Here is a 23,562-nt window from a genome sequence, read left to right as displayed (position 1 = left end):
GGCCTGGGGAAAGATCGATAAAACATAAAAAGTTGAGAGTTTTTACTCTCAACTTTTTTAATCAAATTCATATTTTTGGAGAATTGTAGTGAGGATAAAGACTCCTGTAAAGATGGCCATCAATGCCAGATAAACTGGGAAAGTAGTGGCTGTAAGGAGGGAAATCTCGATCAAGTTTTTCAACACGATCGCAGATGCGTAGAATCCTACTACAGAGAAGAGGATGAGGAGGGCCCGCCAGATATTTAGTGGCAGGCAAGCACGGATAACGGATAGGAAACCGATGGATCCAAGTAAGTAGTAGGATACAGTAGACATATCGGCTGCAGACCAACCATGGCTTGCTCCCCAAAGGCGAATGAACAAAACACTAAAGACGACCATCAAGGCGCTTGGTAAGGCTAACAGAAGGGAACGTCTCAAGAAGTGTTTTTCAACCGGTTTGATATTGCGTTCAAAGGTCAACACAAATGGTGGGAATCCTTCGACGAATTGGTCAATCAGGGTGATTTGAATAGGGATGAAAGGGAAAATCAGCAAATAGTTGACGTTAAAGAAGAGAGCACTGGCAATACAGATGATAGCCAAGAGGAAGGAATAGATCGTTTTGATAAAGAAGATTGGAGCGATTCGTCCAATGTTATTCACCACACGACGGCCTTCAAAAAGAATTTCTGGAACGTCATTAAAGTCAGAGTTCAAAAGAACAATATTGGCAATTTGACGGGTTGCAGGATCTCCCTCAGCCATTACGATGGAGCAGTCTGCTTCGCGAAGAGCAAGGATATCATTGACCCCATCTCCTGTCATAGCAGTTGTCCGACCAGCTGCTTTCAAGGTTTGGATAAGCAGTTTTTTCTGGTGAGGGGACACGCGCCCAAAGATAGCTGTTTCTTCTGCTTGATCCACTAATTGATCATCAGAAATTTTTGAACAATCAATGTAGTTCTCATAATTTTTGAAGCCAGCTTGTTGAGCGATATAAGAGACCGTCACAGGGTTGTCACCGGAGATGATTTTGAGATCCACTCCTTGAGAGCGCAAATACTCAAGAGTATCTGAAGCCCCTTCACGAATGGGGTCTGTAATCTCAATAACTGCAATCCCTTCAAGATTTTCAGGCAGTTTCAATTCCTGCATGCTGATCAGTTCTGAACTGTGAGCCAAGACGAGCACGCGCGATCCACGAGCTTGTGCTTCGACGACAGCAGCTGGATTTTCTTTCAGGAGCATTTCAGGAGCACCGAGAAAGACGGTTCCAAGGTTGGATAGGTGCATGGCTCCCCATTTCCGATCACTTGAGAAAGGAATAATATTTTCCGCAGTATAGGCATGCTCCAACTCCCCATAAGCCTTGCGAATAGCTTGAGCAGTAGGATTGGTGTCCTCGCTATTTTGCATGTAAGCTGAAAGGATAACTTTGATGGTTTCCTCAGAAAAATGATCAGATAAGCTATGGAGAGCTTCAACTGTCATCTTCCCTTGGGTGATGGTACCGGTCTTATCAAGGCACAAGGTATCCACACGCGCCAGGGTTTCTACTGAGTACATTTCTTGGACAAGAACCTTGCGCATGCCGAGCTTAATAACCGCTGTCAAAAGAGACGTAACTGTCAGTAAGGCAATTCCTTTTGGCAACATTCCCAGGAGAGCTGTGGAAGAATTCACGACAGAATCTTTGATTGGCAGCATCTTGATCAACAATGCTTCAAAGAAGAGGGCAAGGCCAAATGGAATGATAATTTTACCAGTGAAGCTTGAAATTTTCGCTAAGTTATAAAGAATACGCGAATTGATAGGTTTCAAGGTCTTGGCTTCCATCATCAGTTTGTTGGCATAGTTGTTTGCTCCAACTCGCTTGACACGGGCATAGACTTGACCACTGGCAATATAACTACCAGAAAGCAGTTCATCACCAACTTCTTTTAAGACCAGATCACTCTCACCAGTCAGCATAGCTTCATTGGCTTCAGCGATACCAGACATGACTTCGGCATCACTAGGGATCTGCTCACCCGAAGACAAGAGCATTAAATCACCTAGAACAAGCTTTTCTGGTGGAATCGCATCTTTTTCCCCGTCACGAATGACAGTCACTAGCTCACGACTCATGAGGTTGAGCTTATCAATCATCCGCTTGGCGCGCATCTCGGTCATGATCCCTGTAATGGCATTGAAGCAAATGACTGCGAAAAAGATCATATTGCTCCAGGCCTGTACAGCAGCCAAGGCCACAGCAATCACAAAGTTTAAGGTATTAAACAAGGTGAAGACGTTGCGCTTGATAATTTGCCAGGTACTGGTACTTGTATTCGTTGTAAAATCATTGGTTTGTCCGCGATCCATTTTCTTGCGGACTTCACTGAGGGACAAGCCCTTTAAATCAATAGTTTCCATAGACAATATGATATCATTTTTTTGAGAAAAAGACTATCTAGAATCGGTCCGCTGAGACAATTTTTATCTAAAAAAGGTTTGCGGTCAAAATCAGGATACGGTATAATAAGAAAGAACCTTTTACAGGATGGAATATCTTGTAGAGAGACGAATGAAATGGATTTGAGGAACAACTATGTTTTATACCTATTTACGTGGCCTTGTTGCCTTTATTCTGTGGGTTTTAAATGGGAATGCCCATTACCATCATAAGGACAATATTCCAGATCGGGAAGAGAACTACATCTTGGTATCCCCTCACCGGACTTGGTGGGATCCGGTCTATATGGCCTTTGCAACCAAGCCAAAGCAGTTTATCTTTATGGCGAAAAAAGAACTCTTCACCAATCGTATTTTTGGCTGGTGGATTCGCATGTGTGGGGCATTTCCGATCGACCGTGAAAATCCGGGAGCAGAAGCCATTAAGTATCCTGTCAATATGCTGAAAAAGAGCAACCGTTCCTTGATTATGTTTCCAAGTGGAAGCCGTCATTCTCAAGACGTAAAAGGCGGTGTTGCCATCATTGCCAAAATGGCGAAGGTCCGTATCATGCCAGTGACTTATACTGGTCCAAGAGACTTGAAAGGGTTGGCAACGGGTGAACGCATTGATATGAACTTTGGACATCCCATTGATATTTCGGATATTAAAAAGATGAATGACGAAGGAGTGGCAGAAGTTGCCCGCCGTATCCAAGAGGAGTTTGACCGTTTGGATGCGGAAGCGCAAGCGATCAACACCCCAACAAAACCTTTTATCTTGATTCGTTTGTTAAAAATCCTTTTGATTCCCCTTGTCTTAGTCGTTGGCATCTTGACCTTGCTCTTTAGTTACCTAGCAAGCTTTGTATGGGATCCAGACAAACATCGGAAAAACAAGTAAAAAAACTGAGAGTTTTTCTCAGTTTTTTTTATTTTTACGAATAATAAAAGTGAGAGGAGGTTTCTTATGGAGGATATCATCGAAAAAATCAAAGAATATAAGCTATTTTTAGCTCTTACTGCTATCGGACTCTTACTTGGAGGGTATTTTCTTTTTCATCGACCTCAGTCAAGTGCATCCACCATACCGGATCTTTATCAGGCTTCTAGTTCAACTTCGAGCAAAGAAAAGGTGCAGACCACTAGTTCCAAAGAAGAAAAGACGGCGACTTCTGTGTCTGATGCACCCGAGATCATTACGGTCGATGTCAAAGGAGCCGTCAAACAACCAGGTGTCTATGAGTTGCGCTCCAATAGCAGAGTCCACGATGCTATTTATAAGGCAGGCGGGATGACAGCAGATGCCAATAGTCAATCGGTCAACTTGGCGCAAAAACTCTCCGATGAAGCAGTGATCTATGTTGCTAAAGAAGGAGAGGATGTTCCAGAACTTGGAAGTTCAGAAAGTCCTGCAACTTCGTCAGCACCAGCAGAAAAAACAGGCAAGGTCCATTTAAATCGAGCAACCGAATCAGATCTCCAGACAGTATCAGGCATTGGCCAGAAACGTGCCCAGGACATTATCGCCTATCGCGAAGCAAATGGTCCTTTTCGATCAGTGGATGATCTGAAGAATGTTTCAGGAATCGGAGAGAAAACACTGGAGAAACTAAGAGATGCTTTCACGGTGGATTAAAGACCTTCCTTTTTCGCTTGTCCATCTCGCCTTTGTGCTCCTATGGCTGTATTTTAGTATCTATCAACCATCTTGGCTTTCGATCAGCGGTCTAGTAGTAGTGGGAGTTTTAGCGGTTCATCTCTATAAAGGGGAGCGCTCAAGTTTGCTAGGGCTTGCTTTAGCAACCCTTTGTTTTGCGGCCTTCTTTGTCTTTCAGCGACTACAGGATCATCCAGTACAAGCAGAAAGTCAGCCCCCATCCCACTTACGCCTGATTCCAGATACCATCAAGATCAATGGGGACGCCCTGTCTTTTCGTGCTAAAAATCAGGGAAGGACCTACCAAGTCTTCTACACTTTAAAATCAGAAAAAGAAAAACAGCAGTGGCAAAGTCAAACCCGCTTGATGGAGTTGACATATAAAGGTGTTATAGAAGAACCAGAAGGGCAACGAAATTTTAGAGGATTTGACTACCGGTCTTATTTGGAAACACAGGGAATTCACTATCAAATAAAAATTGAAGCGATCCAATCTGCGGTTCCCATCCAAACGTGGAATGTTTTTGACTGGCTATCTCAATGGAGGCGCCAAGCCATTGTTTGGAGCAAGGAGCACTTTCCACAGCCGATGAACCAGTATATGACCGGCCTTCTTTTTGGTTATTTAGATACGGATTTTGAAGAGATGGATCAGCTTTACACGAGTTTGGGCATCATCCATTTGTTCGCCTTATCTGGGATGCAGGTCGGCTTTTTCATCAATGGGATCCGGAGAGCTCTCTTACGTCTAGGAATCTTGCAAGAGACAGTCGATATCTGGATGCTTCCAATTTCTTTGGTCTATGCTGGCTTGACAGGTTTTTCAGTTTCAGTGGTTCGTAGTCTCTTGCAGAAGATCCTCTCTCAAAAGGGGATCCGAGGGATGGAGAATATGGCGATGACCTTGATGATCTTAATGGTGCTCATGCCCAAGTTTCTTCTGACAGCTGGAGGGGTCTTGAGTTGTGCCTACGCCTTTATTTTGACCTTGGTAGATACCAGTTCTTATTCAGGACTTAAAAAGCTACTAGTGGAAAGTTTCTGGATTAGCCTGGGAATTTTGCCCCTTTTGACCTATTACTTTAGTGTCTTTCAACCGTGGTCACTCCCTTTAACCTTCCTCTTTTCTTTCTTATTTGACCTTGTCCTTCTTCCAGGTTTAACGGTGCTATTTATCTTATCGATTCTAAAGCCCCTTACAATTTTTAACAGTTTCTTTCTTCTCATAGAGGAGTGTATTCGTTGGATTTCAAAGCTCACGTCGCTACCTTTGGTATTTGGTCAGCCGACGGGACCAGCTCTGATTGCTCTCTTCCTTCTTTTAGGAATCTTGTATGATCTTCGAAAGCAAAAAAAACGTCGTTTCCTGTTAATAGGCATGATTCTACTCATCTTTTGTTGGACCAAGCATCCTTTAGAAAATGAGATTACCATGGTGGATATTGGTCAAGGAGACAGTATCTTTTTACGCGATTGGAAAGGAAGAACCATATTGATTGATGTCGGAGGACGTGTCACTTTTAAAAGTGGAGAAAAGTGGCAAGAGCGCAGTCAATCTGCCAATGCGGATCAAACCTTGATTCCCTATCTCAAGAGTCGTGGTGTTGGAAAACTCGATGCTTTGGTCTTGACTCATACAGACCAGGACCATATGGGCGATATGGTGGAGGTTGCCAAACAAATCCCAGTTAAAAAAGTGTATGTCAGTCCAGGTAGTCTAACTAATTCTCAATTTCGAGAGAAATTGAAACAGCTTCATAGTCCGATTAAAGTAGTCCAGAGAGGAGATCAACTACCTATTTTTGATCATCATCTAGAAGTCTTATCCCCTGATGAAGTGGGGGATGGTAAAAATGATGATTCAATTGTCCTCTATGGGCAGTTCTTTCAGAAACGATTTTTGTTCACGGGTGATTTGGAAGAAGCTGGAGAGAAAAAACTATTGAAAAACGATCCACAATTACAAGTAGATGTCTTGAAAGTAGGCCACCACGGTTCTAAAGGTTCCTCTAGTGATGTGTTTTTAGATCAGTTACATCCTCAGTTGGCCTTGATCTCTGTTGGAAAGAAAAATCGCTACCAACATCCCCATAAAGAATTGCTCGATCGTCTAGAGGAACGCTCTATTTCTTACCTTCGTACCGATGAAAGGGGAGCGATTCGCTTGATTGGGTGGGACCATTGGAGGGTAGAAACGGTCCGCTAGAGACGAGGAGAGGTTTGCTTTCTATGCTGAAAATTGCTATTATAGAAAGTGAAATCAATGTAAAGGTAGAATCGTATGAACGCATTTAAGCAATTTTGGATACAGTATGCAGATTTTTCAAGTAAGACCAGTCGGGCCCATTTTTGGCTAGCTTTTTTATGGAATTCCCTGATTTCTTTGCCTCTTTGGGTTTTTTACATCGTGACCTCTTTATCCCATCAAAATGCTCAAGAAACGCTCAATTTTTCAACTGTTCATTCTAAGACAGGTTTATGGGCGCTCGCTTTCTTAGCATTCTTTTACTTCCTCATTTTGGTACCCAGTCAAGCCATTTGTGTACGTCGCTTGCGGGATGCGGGAATCCATTGGTCTTGGATCTTTTTGAACCTTGGTCCGGTTCTGCTCTATTTGTTGACGGGGCTAGATATTTTCCTATTTCTTTGGGGGATTACAGTTATTTCTCTCTTGATTCTCATGATGCTTCCAGGGAAAAACACCTTCCCACAACCAGTAGAAACTCCTATGGGAGTGGCTTCTGAACCACAGGTCACAGCGACAGGGGGGAGCTTTGGAGGCAACTCGTTTGAGCAAATCCCTAATTTTGTAGCAGCACCTGATTTGTCTGATGAAAAACCACCATTGGAACAAAGAATGGCTGCTGAACACGAAATCCACTAAAGTGATAAAGATAAGAGAGTTTCATGCAAGCAATTACCGACATTAAACATCTGACGGTTCAAACTCTGCCTCCTATTCTTGTCTTGACGGGTGAGGATGTAGGTCAATTTGAATGGTTAAAAAAAGACATTTTAAAAAAAATAGGCTATGATCCCTCAGATTTGAATTATTCTTATTTTGATATGAAGGAAGCCTCCTATGCTGAAGTCGAGCTGGATTTGGTCAGTCTTCCCTTTTTTGCAGATGAAAAAATTGTGATTTTGGATCACTTATTGGATTTGACCACTGCCAAGAAACGCAATTTAACCGATGAAGATCTGAAGCAATTTGAAAACTATTTGGAAAATCCTTCTGAATCGACCCGTTTGGTGATATTTGCAGAAGGAAAATTAGATAGTAAGCGTCGCTTAGTCAAACTCCTAAAACGGGATGCCCAGATCATTGAAGCAACATCTCCTAAAGAGCAAGATTTAAAGTGTTATTTTGCAAGTCAGGCACAAGAATTGGGCATACAGTTTGTGGGCGATTCCTTGGACCAGCTACTCTTAAAATCTGGCTATGATTTTGGAGAGTTACAGAAGAATCTCGCTCTGTTGCAGGCTTATAAAGAAGATGGTCAGATTACCCTCCAAGATATTGAGGAGGTTGTTCCAAAGTCCTTGCAAGATAATATTTTTGATCTGACACAGATGATTCTCAAACGCCAAATCGATCAAGCCCGGAATTTGGTTAAGGATCTCCGCTTACAAGGAGAAGATGAAATAAAATTGATCGCTATTTTGTTGGGACAATTCCGAATGTTTTCTCAAGTTAAAATTTTCTCAGAAGAAGGTCAATCCGAAAGCCAAATTGTAGCGAGCTTGTCGGAGTTGTCAGGACGCAAGGTCAATCCTTATCAGGTGAAGTTTGCCTTACGGGATAGCCGCAGGCTTTCCTTGTCCTTTTTGAAGCAAGCTATGATGACCTTCATCGAGACGGATTATGCGATTAAAAGTGGAACATATGAAAAAGACTACTTATTTGATTTGGCCCTGTTGAAAGTAGCTAATAGCGTCTAACGATGAATGAAATCGCAAGCAGATTAGTTGAATAATTTAGCTGTTTACGTTATCATCAAGTCAGTAATAAAGAAAAGAGGACCATAAAATGGCTATCATTTTACCAGAATTACCATATGCTTATGATGCATTGGAACCTTATATCGATGAAGAAACCATGCATTTGCACCATGATAAACACCATCAAACATATGTAAACAATGTGAATGCAGCTCTTGAAAAACATCCTGAAATTGGAGAAGACCTTGAAAGCTTGTTAGCTGATGTTGAATCCATTCCAGCTGATATTCGCCAAGCTGTGATCAACAATGGTGGTGGTCATTTGAACCACGCTCTTTTCTGGGAATTGATGACTCCAGAACAAACAGCTCCTTCAGCAGAACTTGCTGCAGCGATTGATGCTACATTTGGTTCATTTGAAGACTTCAAAGCAGCCTTCACAGCAGCAGCAACGACACGTTTTGGTTCTGGCTGGGCATGGTTGGTTGTTAACAAAGAAGGCAAACTCGAAGTAACTTCAACAGCAAACCAAGATACACCAATCTCTGAAGGTAAAACACCAATCCTTGGTTTGGATGTTTGGGAACATGCCTACTACGTGAAATACCGTAACGTACGTCCTGACTACATCAAAGCTTTCTTCTCAGTGATCAACTGGAATAAAGTTAATGAATTGTTTGCAGCAGCAAAATAATAAAATGAAGGAATCTATAAGAGCATGTATTGGCTCTTATAGATTTTTTTATGTGCATCCGGAAAATCGGAGTATAATTTCTTGCGTTTGGTCAGGAAAATGATACACTAGTAGGAGTGTGTCTTACTTGTCTGAAGCCTGGTTTGAAGGGCCTAGGCAAGGAAAAGATAAACCTTAAAATGAAAACTGAAACATTCAGGGAGAAATGAAATGACTAGTATTACTATTACCAAAGGAGCCGTTGAGACGCCTATCTATTTGCGGATGTTGAATCGTCATGGCTTGATTGCAGGTGCAACAGGAACAGGAAAAACGGTTACTCTCAAGGTCCTAACAGAAAAATTAAGCAAAGAAGGCATTCCGGTCTTTCTAGCCGATATCAAGGGAGATTTATCTGGCTTAGCCAAAGCCGGGCAATGGACGCCAAAACTGGAAGAACGCTATAAGCTTCTTGGGATCACAGAACCGTTTGAGCCACAAGCATTCCCAGTTCGATTGTGGGATGTTTTCGGCCAAGCTGGTCATCCTGTTCGGGCGACTGTCGAAGGGATGGGGTCATTGCTTCTTTCTCGTCTGCTTGATTTGAATGAAACCCAATCAGGAATTCTCGCAATTGTCTTTAAAGTAGCCCAAGAGAAAGATTGGCCTTTAATTGATTTGAAGGACCTGCAAAGCCTTTTAAAGGAAGTCTATGAGCACAGTTCAGACTATTCAGCCCAATATGGCAATATCACCAAACAATCTGTCGGAGCCATCCAAAGAAGTCTCTTGGTTCTTGAAGAAGAAGGAGCAGATCAGTTTTTCGGAGAGCCAGCACTTGATTTAAATGATTTCATGCAACTCGATGCATCTGGTCGTGGGTATATCAATATTCTTTCGGCTACAAAGCTCTTTCATTCACCAAAATTGTACTCAACCTTTTTGATTTGGATGCTGTCTCGTCTTTTTGAAACACTTCCAGAGGTTGGGGATCCTGAAAAGCCAAAATTGGTCTTCTTCTTTGATGAAGCGCATCTCCTCTTTAAGGATGCAAGCAAGCTCTTTCTTGAGAAGGTTGAGCAAGTGGTACGCCTAATTCGTTCGAAGGGTGTAGGGATTTACTTTATTACCCAAAATCCTCAAGACCTTCCAGAATCTGTTTTGGCACAGCTTGGAAATCGTGTTCAGCATGCACTTCGAGCTTATACACCAAAAGAAATGAAGGCGATTAAGGTGGCTGCCCAAAGTTTTCGTCCGAATCCAGATTTTGATACAGAAACAGTGATCACAGAGTTAGGGACAGGGGAAGCCTTAGTTTCTTTCCTCAATGAAAAGGGACAGCCTAGTGTGGTTGAGCGTGCTTATATTCTCTCTCCTCAATCGAGTTTTGACCTCTTAAATGAAAGTGAACAATTGGCCTTGATCACGACATCGCCTTTCCATCAAAAGTATGCGACGACGATTGATCGGGAATCTGCCTATGAAAAATTAGCAGCTAAAGCAAGCAAGGAAGCACAAGAAGAAGAGCAAAAAGAAGCAGCAAAAGAACGAGCTGCGGCGGAAAAAGCAGAGCAAAAACGCAGTCCGGGTCGTCCAAGAAAATCTAGTCTTGAAAAGGCAAAAGATTCCTTCTTAAGTTCCTTATTCCGGACGATTGCGCGTGAGATCGCTAAGCTAATTATGGGCTCCTTTAAACGGAAATAACCCTTTTATGAAAAGAAAAAAACTTTTTAAAAAGAAACCGTTTTCTCTTTCTGATAATTCTTGTTATTTTCAGTAGAATCTTTTATAATTAATCTCGTATGAAAAAATATTTTAATCTACGCTCGATCATGATTGCGGTCAGTATTTTATTGTGCTTAGTGGGAACAAGCGCACTGGGCTACTTGCATGTTACGCAACCAACAGCATCAGCAATTGAAAAAAAAGCAAAGAAAACAAAAGAAGTAAAAGAACAAGATATCGAAAAGTCTACCCCTGAGACGAAAAAACCACGTGTCAAATCTCCTGAAGCTAAGCAAGCAGTAGTAGATGCAGACATGGAAACGATGAGTGCTTATGGCCTTGTCTATGATTATGCTAATAAAGGTTTGGTAGAGGTTGTCCAGGATTTCCTAGCGGAAAGTGGAATTGATCCGTCACAAGTTGCCTTCACGTATCGCAATGCCATTACTGGAGAGCAATTTGCCATGAATGATCTTCAACCAATGACGGCAGGTAGTACCTATAAGCTACCGTTGAACATGTTGGTGGTGGATGAAGTCGCAAAGGGCAAACTGAATTTAACAGACCGGTTTGACATTACCAACACCTACTATGAATATGTAGGGGAGCATGACAATTACGTTGCTGCCTTTGATGGAGCTATGTCTATCCCTGATATGCAGCGCTATTCATTGGTTTACTCTGAAAATACCCCAGCCTATGCTTTGGCAGATCGTTTAGGGGGGATGGAGCAAGCGCGCAAGTTATTCAGTCGTTATGGTCAATCCCGTTCACCAGAAGTCAAAACCTTTAGCGAAGATAATAAAACGACAACGGATTATTACATCCATGTCTTGGAATATCTTTGGAATCATCAAGAAAAATATGCAGATTTACTAGAACTGATCGGGGAGTCTTTCCCAGGTGAGTACTATAAGAAATTCTTGCCAGATTTGGTGATTCAACAAAAACCAGGGTATGTTGCTGAAGCACTTAATGTGGATGCGATTGTTCGTGAATCGACTCCTTATTTGGTTGCCATTTACACTGCAGGACTTGGAGGTACGACTCCAGAAAGTTCTGAAATCAGTGGCGTTGGTCTTTATCAATTGGGACAATTGGCTTATGTTATCAATGAATGGCATCGTGTCAATATGAATGAATAATCGACAAAAGGTCTGAGTTTTGCTCAGACCTTTTCTTCTAACAAAGTATCATGAAAATGACTTGGTGTTTCGAATTACTTTTCTGTTCTAAAGAGACTTCTTTCCCTTTTCTATAAAAAGTATGTTATACTAATAATAGTAATAAGAGGAAGTATAGACATGATTACAAAGGAAGATTACCAATTGCTCCGCTCGCATCCAGCCTTTTCTGCGCTACCAGTGGAGCTATTTGATAAATTAGCTGTTGAAATTCATGCCAGGGATATCCCTAAAGGACAAATTTTGTTTTATGCAGGAGATAGGCGGGAGCGCATTTTTCTTCTGGCAAAAGGCTTTGCTCGTATTGAGCAATTTGATTCGTCGGACCAATTCTCCTATATGGATTATATAAAGAAGGGGGCTCTGTTCCCTTATGGTGGGATGTTCCAGGATGAGCGTTACCATTATACAGCTAGTGCGGTGACGGATTTGCGTTGTTTCGTGATTCCCGTCAATCTCTATGAATTATATGCCCAAGAGAGCAAGGAGCAGTTGCTCTTTATTATGAGAAAGCTCTCCTCCATCCTAGAATTTCAAGAGTTGCGCTTGCGCAATGTCGTGACAGCTAGTGCCAGTGAGCGTGTGATTCAATCCTTAGCCATTCTGTGCAAGGACTATGAAAGTCTTGGAAATCAACTTCCATTTCCAATTAGTATGAAGGAAATGGCCAAATTAGCAGCCACAACTCGAGAAACTGTCAATCAAGTTTTAAAGAAACTCATCGATTCTCATAAGATCCAGTATGAGAGAAAACAACTAACTTTTCTAGATACAGCCTACTTTTTAAAAAGTTTTGAAGAGATCAACTAATTTGTTGATCTTTTTTTATTTTTTACAAAAAAATATATATTCATAAAAATAATATAAAAGACAAAATATGCAAAGAAAACGCTTCATATTAACTAAAAAATAGGAAGGATTCAAAAAAACGCCAAATTCTTTGCATTCAAAAAGCAGAATCCTTTGTGAAAGCGGTACCAATAAAGAATATAATAACAATTGTAATAAGCTTGTGAACAAGCTCAAAGAAAAAAGGAGGATGACAGATGTCAACTAAACCAATTCATGTTTTCTCAGAAATTGGAAAACTGAAAAAAGTAATGTTGCACCGTCCAGGTAAAGAGTTGGAAAACTTAATGCCTGACTATCTAGAGCGTCTTCTTTTTGATGATATTCCATTCTTGGAAGATGCACAAAAAGAACACGACAATTTTGCTCAAGCGCTTCGTAACGAAGGAATCGAAGTACTTTATCTTGAAAAATTGGCAGCTGAGTCATTGACTACTCCAGAAATTCGCGAACAATTCATCGAAGAATATCTTGATGAAGCAAACATTCGTGGACGCCAAACTAAAAACGCTATTCGTGAAATCCTTCGTGGTATTGAAGACAACCAAGAATTGGTTGAAAAAACAATGGCTGGTTTCCAAAAAGCTGAACTTCCAGAAATTCCTGAAGAAGCAAAAGGATTGACAGACCTTGTTGAATCTGACTATCCATTTGCAATCGACCCAATGCCAAACTTGTACTTCACACGTGACCCATTTGCTACAATTGGTAATGCAGTATCATTGAACCACATGTACGCAGATACACGTAACCGTGAAACTTTGTATGGTAAATACATCTTCAAATACCACCCAGTATATGGTGGTAATGTAGATTTGGTATACAACCGTGAAGAAGATACTCGTATCGAAGGTGGGGACGAATTGGTCCTTTCTAAAGATGTCTTGGCAGTTGGTATCTCACAACGTACAGACGCTGCATCAATTGAAAAATTGTTGGTAAACATCTTCAAGAAGAACGTTGGCTTCAAGAAAGTCTTGGCCTTCGAATTTGCGAACAACCGTAAATTCATGCACTTGGATACAGTATTCACAATGGTGGACTACGATAAATTCACCATCCACCCAGAAATCCAAGGCAACCTTCGCGTCTTCTCTGTAACATATGAAAATGAAGCATTGAAGATTGTTGAAGAAAAAGGTGATTTGGCTGAATTACTTGCTGAAAACCTTGGTGTTGAAAAAGTTACATTGATCCCTTGTGGTGATGGCAATGTGGTTGCAGCTGCTCGTGAACAATGGAACGACGGATCAAATACTCTTACAATCGCACCTGGTGTGGTAGTTGTATACGATCGTAACACAGTCACAAACAAGAAATTAGAAGAATACGGACTTCGTTTGATTAAGATCCGCGGAAGTGAATTGGTTCGCGGTCGTGGTGGACCTCGTTGTATGTCAATGCCATTTGAACGTGAAGAAATCTAATAGAGAAGACCGAGAGCTGGTCTTTGAGGATCAGCTCTTTCTTCTTACTGATCAATACTAGAAAGAAAATAGGAGACAAATAGAATGACAAATTCAGTGTTCCAAGGACGTAGCTTCTTGGCAGAAAAAGACTTTACACGTGCAGAGTTAGAGTACCTTATCGGACTTTCAGCTCACTTGAAAGACCTTAAAAAACGCAACATTGAACACCACTATCTTGCTGGTAAAAACATTGCGCTTTTGTTTGAAAAAACTTCAACTCGTACTCGTGCTGCCTTCACAACAGCAGCTATCGACCTTGGTGCTCACCCAGAATACCTAGGTGCAAACGACATCCAACTTGGTAAAAAAGAATCTACAGAAGATACTGCTAAAGTTCTTGGACGTATGTTTGACGGTATTGAATTCCGTGGTTTCAGCCAACGTATGGTTGAAGAATTGGCTGAATTCTCAGGTGTTCCAGTATGGAATGGTTTGACTGACGAATGGCACCCAACTCAAATGCTTGCAGACTACTTGACAGTTCAAGAAAACTTTGGACGTTTGGAAGGTTTGACACTTGTATACTGTGGTGATGGACGTAACAACGTTGCGAACAGCCTTCTTGTAACAGGTGCTATCCTTGGTGTGAACGTACACATCTTCTCACCAAAAGAACTCTTCCCAGAAAAAGAAATCGTTGAATTGGCAGAAGGATATGCAAAAGAAAGTGGCGCTCATATCTTGATCACTGAAGATGCCGATGAAGCTGTGAAAGGTGCAGACGTACTTTACACTGACGTTTGGGTATCTATGGGTGAAGAAGACAAATTTGCAGAACGTGTTGCCCTTTTGAAACCTTACCAAGTAAACATGGATTTGATTAAGAAAGCTGATAACGAAGACTTAATCTTCTTGCACTGCTTGCCAGCCTTCCACGATACAAATACTGTTTACGGTAAAGATGTTGCTGAAAAATTCGGCGTAGAAGAAATGGAAGTTACTGACGAAGTGTTCCGCAGCAAATATGCTCGTCACTTTGACCAAGCTGAAAACCGTATGCACACCATCAAAGCGGTTATGGCAGCTACTCTTGGTAACTTGTACATTCCAAAAGTTTAAGACTTTATAACCGTATACCAACAGCTATAGGGGCTGGACTGCTAGCTTTAGTCCTGCCCCTATTTTTTATAGAAAGGGAAAATTTATGTCAAGAAAAATCGTCGTTGCTTTGGGAGGAAATGCTATTCTCTCATCTGATCCTTCTGCTCAAGCTCAACAAGAAGCACTTGTAGAAACAGCAAAACACTTAGTCAAATTAATCAAAAACGGGGATGACTTGATCATCACTCACGGAAATGGTCCTCAAGTAGGGAACCTTTTGCTCCAACACTTGGCAGCAAACTCTGAAAAAAACCCTGCTTTCCCATTGGATTCATTAGTTGCTATGACCGAAGGAAGTATTGGCTACTGGCTTCAAAATGCTCTTCAAAATGCTCTTCATGAAGAAGGAATCGAAAAAGATGTGGCTTCTGTTGTGACACAAGTCATTGTTGATAAGAACGACCCAGCTTTTGTCAACCTCAGCAAACCAATCGGTCCATTCTACTCAGAAGAAGAAGCAAAAGCAGAAGCTGAAAAATCAGGAGCAACTTTCAAAGAAGATGCTGGTCGTGGCTGGCGTAAAGTCGTGGCTTCACCAAAACCAGTGGATATCAAAGAAATCAATACCATCCGTACTTTGTTGAACGACGGTCAAGTCGTTGTGGCAGCCGGTGGTGGTGGTATCCCAGTTGTGAAAGAAGCAGATGGTAGCTTATCTGGTGTTGAAGCGGTTATCGATAAAGACTTTGCATCTCAACGTTTGGCTGAATTAGTAGAAGCAGACCTCTTCATCGTCTTGACTGGTGTCGATTATGTCTTTGTGAACTACAACAAACCAGACCAAGCAAAATTGGAACATGTTAATGTGGCTCAATTGGAAGAATACATCAAACAAGACCAATTTGCACCAGGAAGCATGCTTCCTAAAGTGGAAGCTGCCATTGCCTTCGTCAATGGTCGCCCAGAAGGAAAAGCAGTTATTACATCACTTGAAAACCTTGGAGCTTTGATTGAGTCTGAAAGTGGAACAATCATCCAAAAAGACTAATGAAAAATTAGGAAAAAACTAGTATTTTAAAGCTTATTGTGATAGAATAAATCTATAGGTAAGCGTTTTACAAGAGACTCTTGTAAAACATCACTCACACTTTGTTGCGTTAGGAGGAAGACAAATGAGTGAAAAAACGAAAAAAGGATTTAAGATGCCTTCATCTTTTTCCGTATTGTTAATTATCATTGCTATTATGGCAGTGTTAACTTGGATTATTCCAGCTGGTCAATACAAGGTTGACGATGCAGGTGCTATCATTGCAGGTAGTTATGAATCTGTAAAAGCACATCCTCAAGGGATTTGGGATGTCTTGATGGCCCCAATCAATGCCATGCTTGGTAAAGCACCAACTAGTGCAGCGATTGACGTAGCCTTCTTCATCTTAATGGTCGGTGGTTTCCTTGGTGTTGTGAACGAAACAGGTACCCTTGATGTAGGGATTGCTTCTATCGTTCGTAAATACAAAGGCCGCGAAAAAATGTTGATTTTGATCTTGATGCCATTGTTTGCCCTTGGTGGTACAACTTATGGTATGGGTGAAGAAACCATGGCCTTCTATCCACTTCTTGTACCTGTTATGATGTCCGTTGGTTTTGACAGCTTGACAGGGGTAGCCATTATCCTTTTAGGATCACAAATCGGATGTTTGGCGTCAACATTGAACCCATTTGCGACAGTTATCGCATCTGATACTGCAGGTATCTCAAGTGCTTCAGGTCTCTTACTTCGTGTGATCTTCTGGATCGTATTGACAGGACTTAGCACATACTATGTATACCGTTATGCAGATAAGGTTCAAAAAGACCCAACCAAATCTCTCACCTATGCAACTCGTGAAGAAGATTTGAAACACTTCAATGTTGATAGTGGCGAAGAAATTCCTTCACAAATGAACAAGAAACAAAAACGTGTCTTGGTCGTCTTCATCTCAACATTCGTTATCATGGTTGCTGGATTTATCCCATTCAAAGATTTGGGTATTACATTCTTTAACAACTTTAACGAATCTCTCCATAAAATTCCAGTACTTGGTCAATTGATCGGTAACACAGATGCTCTTGGTACATGGTACTTCCCACAAACAGCTATGCTCTTTGCCTTCATGGGAATCCTCGTTGGTATCATTTATGGCTTGAAAGAAGATAAAATCATTTCATCTTTCATGAATGGTGCAGCTGACCTCTTGAGTGTTGCTCTTATCGTAGCGGTAGCACGTGGTATCCAAGTCATCATGAACGACGGTATGATCACTGCGACAATTCTTCACTGGGGTGAAGAAGGACTTAAAGGTCTTTCATCTCAATTGTTCATTGTCTTGACTTACATTTTCTACTTGCCAATGTCATTCTTGATCCCATCATCATCTGGTCTTGCCAGTGCAACAATGGGTATCATGGCACCTCTTGGTAAATTCGTCAATGTACCAGGTAGCTTGATTGTCACAGCTTACCAATCTGCATCTGGTGTCTTGAACTTGATCGCACCAACTTCAGGTATCGTAATGGGAGCTCTTGCTCTTGGACGTGTTGACTTGAGTGCATGGTGGAAATTCATGGGTAAATTGGTCGTAGCGATTGTTGTGATCACCATTGCCCTTCTTCTACTAGGAACTGTGGTTCCATTCTTGCAATAGAATAAAGTAGGTGTTTCATGAAAAATAGAATAAAGAACGATGTAAAAGAGCAGTTTTTAAACTCGCTTCAAACCATCATTTCTTACCCTTCTGTATTAAATGAAGGGGAAAATGGAACACCGTTTGGACAAGCTATCCAAGATGTCCTAGAAAAAACCTTAGAGCTTGCTCGAGAATTAGGTTTTCAAACATATATAGATCCTGAAGGATACTATGGATATGCAGAGATCGGTCAGGGGGAAGAACTCCTGGCCGTTCTTTGTCACTTGGATGTTGTTCCAGCCGGTGATTTACAAGATTGGCAAACGCCACCTTTTGAAGCGACTATTGTCGGTGATTATCTAGTAGGTCGTGGTGTGCAGGATGATAAGGGACCGTCTCTTGCTGCCCTCTATGCAGTCAAGAGTTTACTGGATGATGGCATCCAGTTTACCAAACGAATCCGCTTTATTTTTGGGACGGATGAAGAAACCTTGTGGCGCTGTATGAACCGCTACAACCAAATCGAAGAGCAAGCAGATCTTGGATTTGCACCGGATTCCTCTTTCCCATTAACCTATGCTGAAAAAGGCTTATTACAAGTGAAATTGCATGGTCCAGGTTGGGATGATATTCCCTTACAGGCTGGTCAGGCCCTCAATGTTGTTCCAGACAAGGCGACCTATGCTGGTCATCGTTTGGAAGAGTTGCTTCCTGTTTTGGATCAAAGTGGGGTTCAGTATAGCCAAACAGAAGATTCTGTAACGGTTTTGGGTGTTTCCAAGCACTCTAAAGATGCAGCTGAAGGAGTGAATGCTATTGTCGGTTTAGCGGAAAGTTTATCCCTCATCCAACCCCATCCAGCTTTGCTATTTATCGCAGATGCAGTTGGTGAGGATGCAACTGGTGAGGCTCTATTTGGCCCTATTTCAGATGAACCAAGTGGCGATCTTTCCTTTAATCTTGCGACCCTTGTGATCGATCAAGAACAATCGGAAATCGGGATTGATATCCGGATCCCCGTCTTAGCAGATAAGGATGCCTTGGTAGCTCGTTTGCAAGAAATTGCAGCTAGCTATCAGTTGGAATATGAAGAGTTTGATTATCTGGCTCCTTTATATGTTCCTTTGGATAGTCCTTTAGTCAGCTCTTTGATGGCCGTCTATCAGGAAGAAACTGGTGATAAGACACCAGCTATGTCTTCTGGTGGTGCGACATTTGCGCGGACCATGGAAAATTGTGTCGCTTTTGGGGCTCTTTTCCCAGGTGCAGAACAGACCGAGCACCAAGCCAATGAACGTGCAAAAATTGAAGATCTCTACGCAGCGATGGAAATCTATCGAGAAGCCATTCAACGCTTAGCTACAACGTAAAAAATTTGGAAACCAAGTTTCTAAACTTTCAGATTGAAGACAAACTTATACTAAAAACTTTCCTTAGGTGAGTACGGACGTCAGCGAACTTCTACGAAGTTCCAAGACTAAATCAAGATACTAAGGGCGTCTGCGGATAAAGTCAAAATAGGAAGTTTGACGCGGAATCTTTCGATTCTAGGAGAACTTATCTTTTTGACACAATCCGCAGCCCGTGTTCAATTTGTATTGAGCCCCCTCGCTCTTTAATTTCTGGGCTCAGGCTAAAACAGTTTCCCAAACTGTTTTACTCTCAATAATTCCGAGTGCCTGAAACAATTTTGTTTCAGGCACTTTTCTCTCAGCGGAAAGTTTCAGTGTTTTCTTAATTCATTCAAAAAATTAGAACACATTTTAATTTTTTTGCAGAATCGCTAACCTTATTTTAAGATAGTTTGTCTACATTTTAAAAAGTTTGGAAACTTGGTTTCCAAACTTTTTATTTACTAAAGAAGAAGGGTGGGGTGAATTCTTTTAATTTTTCAAAGCAATCCAAAGCTCCTTGGTTGTCTTCGCAGATGACCAAACAGACATCGTCTCCACAGATGGTGGCTACAATCTCTTGGAGTTCTAGTGCATCTAAGATAGCTCCAAAGGATTGGGCAAGACCTGGAAGAGTTTTTACAACGACCTGGTTTTGAACGGGCCGCAACATGACTAAGGCATCTTCCATATACATCCGCAGGCGCTTTTCCCAACGGGAAGGAGCGATGGTGTTCATGGCATAGTAGGAACTATCCCCCTCGTTAATTTTTACTAGATTCAAGGATTTGACATCCCGTGAAAGGGTGGACTGGGTAACGAGAACGCCATTAGCTTCTAAGGCTTCTTGAAGTTCTTGTTGGGTATGAATCCTACGCTCAGAAATGATCGAGCGGATCAAGCGGTGGCGGCTTTCAATTTTATTCATGAGAGACTCCTTTACTTGATGAACATAGCATCCCCAAAACTGAAGAAGCGGTAGCGTTCTTGAATCGCATGGTGGTATGCTTCGAGGGTTAATTCACGGCCGGCAAAGGCAGAAACCAACATGACCAGAGTTGATTTTGGAAGGTGGAAGTTGGTTGAAAAGGCATCGACGACTTTCCATTCATAACCTGGTTTGATAAAGATATTGGTCCAGCCTGAATCGGCTTGGATATCTCCATCAAATTTGTTGCCAATCGTTTCAAGGGTCCGAATAGAAGTCGTTCCGACGGCCACGATGCGTTTTCCTGCAGCTTTTACTTGACGAAGGGTCGCAGCAGCCTCTTCTGAAAGTTGGTAAAATTCAGAGTGCATCTCATGGTCTTCGAGATTGTCCACTGATACTGGACGGAAGGTACCAAGCCCTACATGAAGGGTCAAGTAAACAAGATGAACACCCTTTGCTTCAATCTTTTGGAGCAATTCTTGGGTGAAATGTAGGCCTGCTGTTGGGGCTGCAGCAGAACCGTTTTCTTTAGCATAAACGGTTTGGTAGCGTTCGCGGTCAGCAAGCTTTTCGTGAATATAGGGAGGGAGTGGCATTTCACCAAGGCTTTCCAAGACTTCTAAAAAGATCCCTTGATAGTGGAAGCGAACGATGCGGCCTCCGTGCTCCAATTCTTCCTCAACGGTTGCAGTCAAACGACCATCTCCGAAGCTGACTGTGGCCCCTACCTTTAAGCGTTTTGCAGGTTTTGCCAAGACTTCCCAACAGTCATCCTGGGTATTTTTAAGGAGAAGGAATTCGACGTGACCACCTGTTTCTGGTTTGACACCATGAAGACGGGCAGGCAGTACGCGCGTATTATTCATGACAAGAGCATCTCCTGGCTCCAATTCATCCAAAATGGCATCAAAATGACGGTCTTGGAATTGCCCTGTTTTTCGATCGAGGATCAAGAGTTTAGAGGCATCTCGTTTTTCAAGAGGGGTTTGGGCAATCAGTTCTTCAGGCAAATCAAAGTCAAAGTCGTTGGTATTCATTTGCGCTCCTTTTATAATAAATTTGTGAGTAGATAGATGGTAGTCCCGACAGCTAAGAGCATCAGGCAGATTCCCATCAAAAAGATCAGGACCTTGAGAATCTTTCTTTGATGAATCAAGAAAGATAAGAGAAAGACAAGGAGTCCGATCAAAAAAATGATGAATAATAGTGATACAATCATACCTTTCATTATATCACGAATCGACTTGAAAATGAAAAAAATGCCAGAAAAAGATAGCGGTTTCACTTGACAAAAATTGGTCTATACCATATAATAAAAGCATAGAGAAATAGGAGGTCTATCCAATGAAAATTATTGAAGTAAAGGACCAAATTGAGGGTGGAAAAGTTGCCTTTGATATATTGAAAGAAACTTTAAAGGAAGGTGCTCAAACCTTAGGTCTTGCGACTGGAAGCAGTCCCCTTGAGTTTTATAAACAAATTCGTGAAAGTGATCTGGATCTGTCTAATCTAATCAGTGTGAACTTAGATGAATACGTAGGATTGACGGGAGATGATCCTCAATCTTATCGGTATTTCATGGAGAAAAATCTCTTTGATGCCAAACCATTCAAAGAAAGTTATCTCCCATCAGGTGTAGAAGAATCTGCCGATCAAGAAGTGATCCGTTATAACAAAATACTCGAAGACCATCCAGTGGACCTCCAAATCTTGGGAATCGGACGCAATGGGCATATCGGTTTTAATGAGCCAGGTACACCTTTTGATAGTCAGACCCACTTAGTCCAGTTGGATGCCTCTACGATTGAAGCTAATTCTCGTTTCTTTGATAAGATCGAAGATGTACCAACCCAAGCCATTTCGATGGGGATTGCCAATATCTTAGCTGCGAAATCAATTGTCTTGTTTGCTTATGGGGAATCAAAAGCCCAAGCAATCAAAGGTACAGTAGAGGGTGAAAGGACAGAAAAAGTGCCAGCTAGTGCCCTTCAAGGACATCCAAATGTGACCATTATTGCGGATAAGGAAGCCTTGAGCTTGTTAAGTCGATAAAAAACAGGACCTATCGCCGATTTATTCGGGCCAGATAGGTTTTTTTCTGCTTCAAAATATGGTACAATACAAGTAATTATCTGCTGGGATTAGCTCTTTTCATCTACTGGGAGACAAGAGGAAAGGGCATGAGGGCTAGAAGCTTATTTTAGCCTCCAGCTGATTAGTCTGTTATAAAGGAAAAGTTTATGATAAAAAAATATTTGATCCATATTTGCCTCCTTCTGAGTCTCTTATGCCAGCCAATTCTAGCGAGTGCGGATGAATTGGTGGATATGGCGCAAAAGATGTATCCAAATGACAATGTCCAAGCCATTAACCGTCCACATTCTTCGCTTATTATTGACGGAAATACGGGCAATGTTCTTTGGAAAGACAATATCGATGAAGTCAGAGATCCTGCCAGCATGAGTAAGCTCATGACGCTCTATCTCTTGTTTGAAGATATGGCAAATGGCAAGATCAGTAAGGATACAGTGATCAAGGCGACCGCTTCAGACCAAGCGATCGGAAAGATCTATGAGATCTCCAACAATAATATTGTTGCTGGGGTAGACTACACAATTCCTGAGTTGATTACCATGACAGTGGTTCCATCCTCAAATGTATCGACCCTCATGTTGGCCAATCTCATGTCCAACAATGATCCAGATGCCTTTATCGAGCGCATGAATGCCAAGGCTAAGGAATTAGGGATGACCAATACGGTCTGGAATAACCCGAGTGGGGCGGCCATCTCCACCTTGCAGGGCTACTATCAGGTCAACAATTATCCAAATGATGCGGCCAACCAGACAACTGCGCGTGATTTAGGGATTCTGGTTTATCATTTTATCAATCAATACCCAGATATTTTAAACTATACCAATCAAGCACAAGTCACGGTCAAAAAAGGGACTCCATATGAGGAAACCTTTGATACCTACAATTATTCATTGCCAGGAGCCAAGTATGCCTTGAAAGGTGTGGATGGTTTGAAAACTGGTTCAAGCCCTCGTGGAGCTTTCAACTATATCGCGACCATCAAACGGGGCAATCAGCGCTTAATTGCTGTCATTATGGGCGTAGGAGATTGGGCAGACCAAGATGGGGAATATTACCGTCACCCGTTTGGCAATGCCTTGATCGAAAAAGCCTATAAAGATTTTGGCTATAAAAAATTGCTAGATGCAGGTGTCCAGAAGATTGACGGCAAGACCTATACACTTGAAAAACCCTTCTATGCAACGGTCAAAAAAGGTGCTAAAGAACCGACCCTTGCGGTAAAAGATGGCTATCTGACAGTAGATAATGATCTCTACACGTTGTCTGAAGGTATCCGAGATGATATGAAGGTAGAAGAAGGGGCCAAGCCAGAGCTTGTCAAAGAAACAGCAAGTGGGAAGAAGACAACGGCTAAGCACAGTAAATGGCTTTCGCTGGATCACTTCCTGATCTTGATTCCAATTCTCATTCTTGTCATCATTCTCTCGATTGAAAAACAAAGTCGTGAGAGACGCAAAAAAGAGGCTCAAAAGCGCTATAATAAAGAGTAAAATAAAACCTAACTGATTGTCAGTTGGGT

At 41.8% G+C, this 23,562-nt stretch carries 19 protein-coding genes; 16 read left to right on the top strand and 3 right to left on the bottom strand.

The features are described from left to right. Window positions 1-57: 57 nt before the first annotated feature. The gene (locus NML76_RS03045; protein ID WP_070673820.1) at window positions 58-2,397 is read right to left on the bottom strand and encodes a cation-translocating P-type ATPase; all 2,340 of its coding nucleotides are present in this window, start codon (window positions 2,395-2,397) and stop codon (window positions 58-60) included. Between the two features lie 175 nt (window positions 2,398-2,572). On the opposite strand from NML76_RS03045, the gene NML76_RS03040 reads away from it, so the two are divergent. The 14 genes from NML76_RS03040 (at window position 2,573) to NML76_RS02975 (ending at window position 18,994) form a co-directional block, all read left to right on the top strand. After that, window positions 2,573-3,319 carry a 1-acyl-sn-glycerol-3-phosphate acyltransferase gene (locus tag NML76_RS03040; RefSeq protein ID WP_003006324.1) on the top strand — a complete coding sequence of 249 codons (747 nt, stop codon included), beginning with the start codon at window positions 2,573-2,575 and terminating at the stop codon, window positions 3,317-3,319. Window positions 3,320-3,385: 66 nt separating this feature from the next. Then, entirely contained in the window at window positions 3,386-4,054 is a 669-nt protein-coding gene (locus NML76_RS03035) for a helix-hairpin-helix domain-containing protein (RefSeq protein ID WP_150905697.1), read from the top strand. Continuing rightward, window positions 4,035-6,281 (top strand): DNA internalization-related competence protein ComEC/Rec2, encoded by a 2,247-nt coding sequence (locus NML76_RS03030; protein ID WP_254732634.1) that lies wholly within the window; start codon window positions 4,035-4,037, stop codon window positions 6,279-6,281. The genes NML76_RS03035 and NML76_RS03030 overlap by 20 nt, the downstream gene beginning before the upstream one ends. A gap of 75 nt (window positions 6,282-6,356) precedes the next feature. After that, window positions 6,357-6,959 (top strand): DUF805 domain-containing protein, encoded by a 603-nt coding sequence (locus NML76_RS03025; protein WP_118228367.1) that lies wholly within the window; start codon window positions 6,357-6,359, stop codon window positions 6,957-6,959. A gap of 23 nt (window positions 6,960-6,982) precedes the next feature. Next, window positions 6,983-8,017, top strand: coding sequence for a DNA polymerase III subunit delta (gene holA, locus NML76_RS03020; protein WP_049497253.1), 1,035 nt, complete (start codon window positions 6,983-6,985; stop codon window positions 8,015-8,017). Window positions 8,018-8,105: 88 nt separating this feature from the next. After that, window positions 8,106-8,711: a superoxide dismutase SodA gene (sodA, locus tag NML76_RS03015; protein ID WP_003006336.1), complete on the top strand. Its 606-nt coding sequence runs from the start codon at window positions 8,106-8,108 to the stop codon at window positions 8,709-8,711. A gap of 210 nt (window positions 8,712-8,921) precedes the next feature. Beyond that, window positions 8,922-10,394 (top strand): helicase HerA-like domain-containing protein, encoded by a 1,473-nt coding sequence (locus tag NML76_RS03010; protein WP_070589468.1) that lies wholly within the window; start codon window positions 8,922-8,924, stop codon window positions 10,392-10,394. Between the two features lie 98 nt (window positions 10,395-10,492). Then, the gene (locus NML76_RS03005; protein WP_070589465.1) at window positions 10,493-11,560 is read left to right on the top strand and encodes a serine hydrolase; all 1,068 of its coding nucleotides are present in this window, start codon (window positions 10,493-10,495) and stop codon (window positions 11,558-11,560) included. 159 nt (window positions 11,561-11,719) lie between these two features. Further along, window positions 11,720-12,409, top strand: coding sequence for a Crp/Fnr family transcriptional regulator (locus tag NML76_RS03000; RefSeq protein WP_070589464.1), 690 nt, complete (start codon window positions 11,720-11,722; stop codon window positions 12,407-12,409). 236 nt (window positions 12,410-12,645) lie between these two features. Further along, window positions 12,646-13,875 carry an arginine deiminase gene (gene arcA, locus NML76_RS02995; protein WP_070589462.1) on the top strand — a complete coding sequence of 410 codons (1,230 nt, stop codon included), beginning with the start codon at window positions 12,646-12,648 and terminating at the stop codon, window positions 13,873-13,875. Window positions 13,876-13,959: 84 nt separating this feature from the next. After that, window positions 13,960-14,976 (top strand): ornithine carbamoyltransferase, encoded by a 1,017-nt coding sequence (gene argF, locus NML76_RS02990; protein ID WP_070589459.1) that lies wholly within the window; start codon window positions 13,960-13,962, stop codon window positions 14,974-14,976. 85 nt (window positions 14,977-15,061) lie between these two features. After that, window positions 15,062-16,006 carry a carbamate kinase gene (gene arcC / locus NML76_RS02985; RefSeq protein ID WP_024055214.1) on the top strand — a complete coding sequence of 315 codons (945 nt, stop codon included), beginning with the start codon at window positions 15,062-15,064 and terminating at the stop codon, window positions 16,004-16,006. A 124-nt stretch (window positions 16,007-16,130) separates the two neighbouring features. After that, complete coding sequence (locus tag NML76_RS02980; protein ID WP_049486413.1) at window positions 16,131-17,642, top strand: YfcC family protein; 1,512 nt, start codon at window positions 16,131-16,133, stop codon at window positions 17,640-17,642. 17 nt (window positions 17,643-17,659) lie between these two features. Further along, window positions 17,660-18,994: a dipeptidase gene (locus NML76_RS02975; RefSeq protein WP_254732632.1), complete on the top strand. Its 1,335-nt coding sequence runs from the start codon at window positions 17,660-17,662 to the stop codon at window positions 18,992-18,994. 478 nt (window positions 18,995-19,472) lie between these two features. Here NML76_RS02975 and NML76_RS02970 read toward each other — a convergent pair whose 3' ends face one another. After that, complete coding sequence (locus tag NML76_RS02970) at window positions 19,473-19,943, bottom strand: arginine repressor (protein ID WP_003006364.1); 471 nt, start codon at window positions 19,941-19,943, stop codon at window positions 19,473-19,475. Window positions 19,944-19,954: 11 nt separating this feature from the next. Further along, entirely contained in the window at window positions 19,955-20,983 is a 1,029-nt protein-coding gene (gene queA / locus NML76_RS02965; RefSeq protein WP_003006367.1) for a tRNA preQ1(34) S-adenosylmethionine ribosyltransferase-isomerase QueA, read from the bottom strand. Window positions 20,984-21,290: 307 nt separating this feature from the next. Here queA and NML76_RS02960 point away from each other — a divergent pair, with 307 nt between their 5' ends. Both NML76_RS02960 and NML76_RS02955 read left to right on the top strand, forming a co-directional pair. After that, window positions 21,291-21,998 (top strand): glucosamine-6-phosphate deaminase, encoded by a 708-nt coding sequence (locus tag NML76_RS02960; RefSeq protein WP_254732630.1) that lies wholly within the window; start codon window positions 21,291-21,293, stop codon window positions 21,996-21,998. Between the two features lie 188 nt (window positions 21,999-22,186). Continuing rightward, window positions 22,187-23,533 (top strand): DUF1958 domain-containing protein, encoded by a 1,347-nt coding sequence (locus NML76_RS02955; RefSeq protein ID WP_049490513.1) that lies wholly within the window; start codon window positions 22,187-22,189, stop codon window positions 23,531-23,533. Window positions 23,534-23,562: the final 29 nt, after the last annotated feature.

The sequence above is a fragment of the Streptococcus sp. CF8_Ac1-9 genome, assembly GCF_024295565.1.
Lineage (GTDB): Bacteria > Bacillota > Bacilli > Lactobacillales > Streptococcaceae > Streptococcus > Streptococcus parasanguinis_X.
The sequence above is the reverse complement of the archived record's forward strand: the minus strand, read 5'-3'. Positions and strand labels throughout refer to the sequence as shown.